At 60.5% G+C, this 5,433-nt stretch carries 4 protein-coding genes and 2 pseudogenes; 3 read left to right on the forward strand and 3 right to left on the reverse strand.

The window, feature by feature from the left end; translation table 11 throughout:
- On the reverse strand, nt 1-208 hold a 208-nt coding region (locus tag E1N52_RS42760; RefSeq protein ID WP_133189477.1), incomplete at its 3' end, for a transposase.
- A 1,257-nt stretch (nt 209-1,465) separates the two neighbouring features.
- On the opposite strand from E1N52_RS42760, the pseudogene E1N52_RS42765 reads away from it, so the two are divergent.
- Nucleotides 1,466-2,790, forward strand: a pseudogene (locus E1N52_RS42765) (IS110 family RNA-guided transposase).
- Nucleotides 2,791-3,161: 371 nt separating this feature from the next.
- Here the strand turns inward: E1N52_RS42765 and E1N52_RS42770 are convergent.
- A pseudogene (locus E1N52_RS42770) lies at nt 3,162-4,013 on the reverse strand (IS5 family transposase); the annotation flags it as partial.
- On the opposite strand from E1N52_RS42770, the gene E1N52_RS44500 reads away from it, so the two are divergent.
- Both E1N52_RS44500 and E1N52_RS42775 read left to right on the forward strand, forming a co-directional pair.
- A complete protein-coding gene (locus tag E1N52_RS44500) occupies nt 3,926-4,231 on the forward strand; it encodes a hypothetical protein (RefSeq protein WP_165979587.1) in 306 nt (101 codons plus the stop codon). The pseudogene E1N52_RS42770 and the gene E1N52_RS44500 overlap by 88 nt on opposite strands.
- 134 nt (nt 4,232-4,365) lie before the next feature.
- The gene (locus tag E1N52_RS42775) at nt 4,366-5,112 is read left to right on the forward strand and encodes a 4'-phosphopantetheinyl transferase family protein (protein WP_133191091.1); all 747 of its coding nucleotides are present in this window, start codon (nt 4,366-4,368) and stop codon (nt 5,110-5,112) included.
- An 8-nt stretch (nt 5,113-5,120) separates the two neighbouring features.
- Here the strand turns inward: E1N52_RS42775 and E1N52_RS42780 are convergent.
- A partial coding sequence (locus E1N52_RS42780; RefSeq protein WP_165979588.1) for a transposase occupies nt 5,121-5,433 on the reverse strand: 313 nt, incomplete at its 5' end.

Genomic DNA, 5,433 nt, shown 5'->3' on the forward strand with positions numbered 1-5,433 from the left:
CTACCGGTGGCTCGCTCGACACCGGGCCGGCCGCACCGAACACGTCGGCCGCGCGCTCCTGCAACTGCCGCTTCCATTCCGTGATCTGGTTCGGATGCACATCGAACTGCTGCGCCAGTTCGGCGAGCGTGCGCTCGCCCTTGACTGCCGCCAGGGCCACTTTCGCTTTGAACGCCGCTGAGTGCGTGCGTCGGGTTCGTTTCGTCATTTTCTCGGTTCCTTTGCCTGCATTATCGCTGGCTCAGGCCCCGGTCGTTCCACTTATCCCGCTGTCCGATTTTGCGCGGCCACCTCTAACGCCACGACACACCGGAGAGATAACTCCCAACACATTGCTGATCGGGATGATTGATGGGCACTCACCCTCCAAAACGCTTGCGGGATCTTCCGCGAAGTATCGTTTGTGGAATTGGCTGTGTTGCATACCTGACAATGTTGGATATGCAACATCACGAATTGCCGCGACGAGTGCCGATCAAAGCGACGAACTTACTGACGAGTGCATCGTGCGACACGTGCTGCTGCCCGCAGCGTGTCGAATCATCAGGTAGTACAGGGCAGCAAAGCTCGTTTCTGTCTTGTCGCACCCATCGCTGAAGTATGAACGACGGATGCTGCGACCTGTTGTGCGACCAACAGTTGCCTACCTGGACATGCGTGATTGGTAACGATTGCGTGTGGAGCTCCGTGAAGAACGTCTTTTTCGCAAGACACCCTGTCTCGGCGACGAGATTGGGGATGACGCTGCTAGCCGCAGTGCGGCGTGAAGGCCAGGCAAGTTCCGTATGTGCAACATAGGTGAACTGTTGATAAACCTCGTGACGTCAAATGGGCCAAAGCGGCTGTCAGGCCCAAACCAAAAGGTATGTAGCCGGTTGTCCCTTTGATGCAACGGGAACACGTCGTCATAGCGCTACCGGGGAATAGACAGGCACTAACCGGACAGGCCCAGAACATCGGGGCGGCAGGAACGGGAACGTGGTAAACCCGACTCACCGCCAAACTCGCGGAACATTGTGGAATGGCAGGCAACTCGTAAGGAGAGCTGTTGGTGGAGCGGGTATGAGAACGCGGAGAAAGCGAATGGCGGGCTGTAATGGCCTGCATAGGGGTTCGAACTGCCCTAACCCGAAAGGGTGCAGACTTCCGCCTGGTGCAGTTGTCGCAGGTCCACGTTTGAGATTCATCGAGGGGAAGCTTGAGAGCATTTCAACCCCGTGCCGGGTCCGGCGTTCGCGGAGAAACAGGGATGAGGTATACAGGTGAACGGCAGCGCCGCAATGACCGACCGTCCAATGGTGCGCACCTGTGGCCGGCACGCCATCAGGTGAGCCCGCTTGAGAGCATGGTCCGGGATTCGTCGGCGACAGTGGTGAGCAGCGCGAGCTGCATCCCGTTCACGAGATCGAGTCAATATCGACGCATCCCATGGCGCTGCCGTCCACCCACGATGATGAGGCCGACGATGGCGATGCGCAAGCGCGAAGACAGTCCCGAAGTGTTTCCGAACGCGGCCGGGATCGATATTGGCGTTCGAGTCACAGGGTCGCAGTGCCCAAGGCAGCGAACGAGGAGCAGGTGCGTGAGTTCGGCACGATGACCGACGATCTGCACGCGATGGCGGACTGACTGCTCGCGTGCGGGGTTGATACGGTCGCCCTCGAATCGACCGGCGTATTCTGGATACCCGTACATGAGGTGCTGGAGCAGCGCAGGCTGACAGTGTGACTCGTCGACGCGCGACAGATGAAGTACGTTCCGGGTTGCAAGAGCGATGTGGACGACTGCCAATGGCTCCAGAAGCTGATGAGCCTGGGCCTGCTGCGGGCGGCCTGGCGCCCGGGCGACGAGGTCTGCGTGGTGCGCGCGGTGGTCCGTCAGCGCGAGGTACTCACCGAGCAGGCCAGCTGGGGGCTGCGCATGCAGAAGGCGCTGGTGCAGATGAACCTGCAGCTCACCGAGGTGCTCACGGATGTGATGGGTGCGACTGGCCAGGCGATCTTCCGTGCAATCGTAGCCGGCGAGCGCGACCCGAAGGCCTTGGCCAGCCATCGTCATACTCCGGTCAGGCGCAGCGAAGAAGATATCGTCCGCGCGCTGACGGGCAACTGGCGCGAGGAACACCTGTTCGTGCTGCAGCAGGCGCTGGCGATGTTTGACAGCCTCGCGCAGCGCATCCTCGAGTGCGACGCGAAGATTGAGGCGCTGCTGGTACCCCTTGGACGTCACGACATCCCCCTTGATGGACCCGGCAAGCGGCGCAGCAAGAACGCCCCGCAGTTCGATGCGCGTGCGGCGCTGGCGCGCTGGGCGGGTGTGGACCTGACGCGCATCAACGGCCTGTCGGTCACCACCGTGATGACGATCCTCTCGGAAATCGGCCCGGACCTGAGCCGCTTTGCGAACGTCAAGCACTTCTGCTCATGGCTCGGGCTGTGCCCCGGCACGAAGATCAGCGGCGGCAAGGTGCTCAGCGCGCGTACGCGGCGCTCCACCAACCGCGTGCGCCAGGCGCTCAAGATCGCGGCCATGAGTCTGTCGCGCATCGCTTCTGCGCTGGGTGCATTCTACCGGCGCCTGTGCGCGCGCATGGACAAGCCGCGCGCCAATACGGCCGTCGCCCACAAGCTCGCGCGCATGGTGTACTTCATGCTCACGCGTGGTGAGGCCTTCGTCGACCAGGGGCAGCAGCGCTACGAGGAGCAGCAACAGCAGCGCAGCAGCGCCGCGCTCAGGCGCCGCGCGTCCGCGCTCGGCTTCGAGATCACCCCGACCGTCCTAACCCCCTGAAAATCCGCGGTATTTTTAATGTTTCTCACGAGACCGTCCTTGTGCGGTTCAGCGCCCCTCGTCTCAGCGATGAGGCGAATCAACGATGTGACGCTTGCGAAGGTTTCGAAGGTTTCGTGCAACTCGGCGAGACCGACGTCAGCGGGACGCTTAATGCTGTGCGCGAGCGGAGTGCGGTGAAAGTCGCACGCTCCGTTCTTCGGGGGCCGCTTTTCCGAGAGGGAATGCAGCTACCCTCTAAATAGTGCGTAGTTGGACGTGCTTTTCCTTGAACAGTTTGCGGATCACGTGAGGCTCTCTTTTGCCGACGATGCGGATAGGCGTTGTCGTAAATCGAACGTAAGGACGAAGTGATCCCCATGTTTTCGATCTCAGGCAATTCGAACGGACTGCGGGCGGGCGAGTGCCGCCATGCGGTTGAGCACGCCCGCACGAATCGAGACTTCGGTTGCCTAGGAACCAATCTCGCGAGCCCACAGGCAAGAGCTCCGTGAGGAGCTTGAGCCGGTACATCAGAGTCTCAGCCTGCGAGCGACGCTGGTAGCCACTTGCGAGCTTCCATTCACGTCTGCTGCGTTCTGCTATCGCATCGATGGCGGCATTGCGCCAGGCCGCGCCAGGCACGCTCTCCGGCCAAGGGGTCGCGCTCTCAGGCAACGGAATCGACGGGGCAGCTCGGCGCGCCGCAACCCGCGCATGGCACGCCTTGGTGTCCTAGGCGCCGTCGCCACCGATGGTGTCGATTGCCATGTCAGCGGGAATCTGGTCGAGCAAATCAGGCAACACTTCGCTATCGCCCTCGTCCTGACGAGTCCTCAGTGGAGCGCAGATCTGTCCGGTGTTCGCGTCCATCGCCAGGTGCGACGCTTGGACCAGCGATGCTGGTGCACCTTCCACTCGCCTTCGCCGTTCTGTCCGGTACTGTCGAGCACGACGTGCAAGGGGTCTTTGGGCGTTGTGCCGGCAGCGCGACCTTCACCGTCCGTGTGCCTCAACGTCGTGTAGTTCGGCACGGACAGGCTCGGGAAAGCAAGTTTGCGCAGACTCTGGGCGAAGCCTTGCCGTGCGCGCAGCGGCAGAAGAAAGACCTGCTTGAGTTCGAACAGCATCTGCACGAGCGCATCCGCATAGATGCATGGGTGGCCCCGAGCGCCCACCTCGGATTCCGGTGCTGCAGCAAAAAGATCAGGGTCAATCCACATCGTTACATCCCCTCGAGCAATGGGTGACAATGCCGGCTGTGGTCGTGCGATGTCAAATAGAGGAGCGCGAGGACGGCGTCGTCAATCGCTGGTGTGTCATGTTCATGGGGTTCATCTCGATATCGTTTGAACCCGTGCGCAAAATCGTTCGTGACTCGACAGAATTTCATCGGCCGACTAAACGAACGCACGTGATCCACAACCTGTTTCAGGGAAAGCACGCCCATTTTTCCGACTGAAAACCGACACACATTCGATGAACTGGCCAGTAACATCCATTCGGGGCAGTTCGGCTCGGGCTTGAGCACCTCTGTTCCTCGCGCGGCATAATCGCACAGGAACTGCCAGTTACCGTCACTCACGGAGTGAATTGATGATCGTCCCTGCAACTTCGGCTTTCAATGTGCACGAGCTCGCTCCACCGCGTGCCTCCCCAGCAGATATTGAAATATTTTGCGTCAGCTTCGATTTTCGCGTCATGCTCGACAGTCCCGCATTCGCTCCGCTCTCGGACGATGAGCGTGCGAAGGTCGCGCGCTTCCGGCGCCGCGACGATGCGCTGCGTTGTGCGGTGACGCGCGTCGTGCTGCGTCAGTTGCTCGCGGAACGAACAGATTCGGAGGCCAGTGAATTGCGTTTCGAGCGAGACACCGGCGGACGGCCCCGTCTCGATAAGTCGATGCAAGGCGGGTCCGGTGGACAACTCGACTTTAACGTTTCGCATTCGGAACAGTATGCTCTGATCGCAATTGGCCGGCGACGGAGGGTTGGTGTCGATATCGAATTTGCTCGCAAAGACATCAACTGGAGGAAGCTGGCATCAGCGGTATTTGCGCCGCGCGACGAGGCACAAGTGACCGCTTTGCCGATGTACAGGCGAACCGACGCGTTTTATGACGTATGGACAGCAAAGGAAGCGGTGTTGAAGACACTTGGCGTCGGCATCGGAAGGGGCATGACATGGTTTTCTGTACTTGGAGACAGGCAGCACGAGCCAAGTATCGCAGTTAGCGAGGAGAGCGTATGCAATCGCGACTTGATTGCGAAACTCGACGCAGTTTGGCTTCGCGCCCTGAGCGGTTATGCCGCATGTGTCGCGTGGTCGCGCGATGTCGCTTAGAGACGGTTTCAAAAAGACTGTTGAGCTCGCTGAAGCGTGCTCCAGCAGATCAGGCAACAGCCGAGTTTGAGAAACGCTTCGTGAATGTCGGCGCGACGTTCGAAGCGAATACGTAGACGGCGGAAATTGTGCAACCAGGCATGTGTACGTTCGACGACCCAACGGATCTTCCCAAGGCCACTGCCGTGGGGGTGGCCGCGTCGCGCGATGCTGGTGGGAATACTGCGCTCGTGAAGAATGCGGCGGTATTTGTCGTGGTCGTAACCCCGGTCAGCGTAGACGCGGCCGGGACGGCTCAAAGGCCGCCCACGCACGCCGCCA

The sequence above is a fragment of the Paraburkholderia guartelaensis genome, from assembly GCF_004353905.1.
GTDB classification, from domain to species: domain Bacteria; phylum Pseudomonadota; class Gammaproteobacteria; order Burkholderiales; family Burkholderiaceae; genus Paraburkholderia; species Paraburkholderia guartelaensis.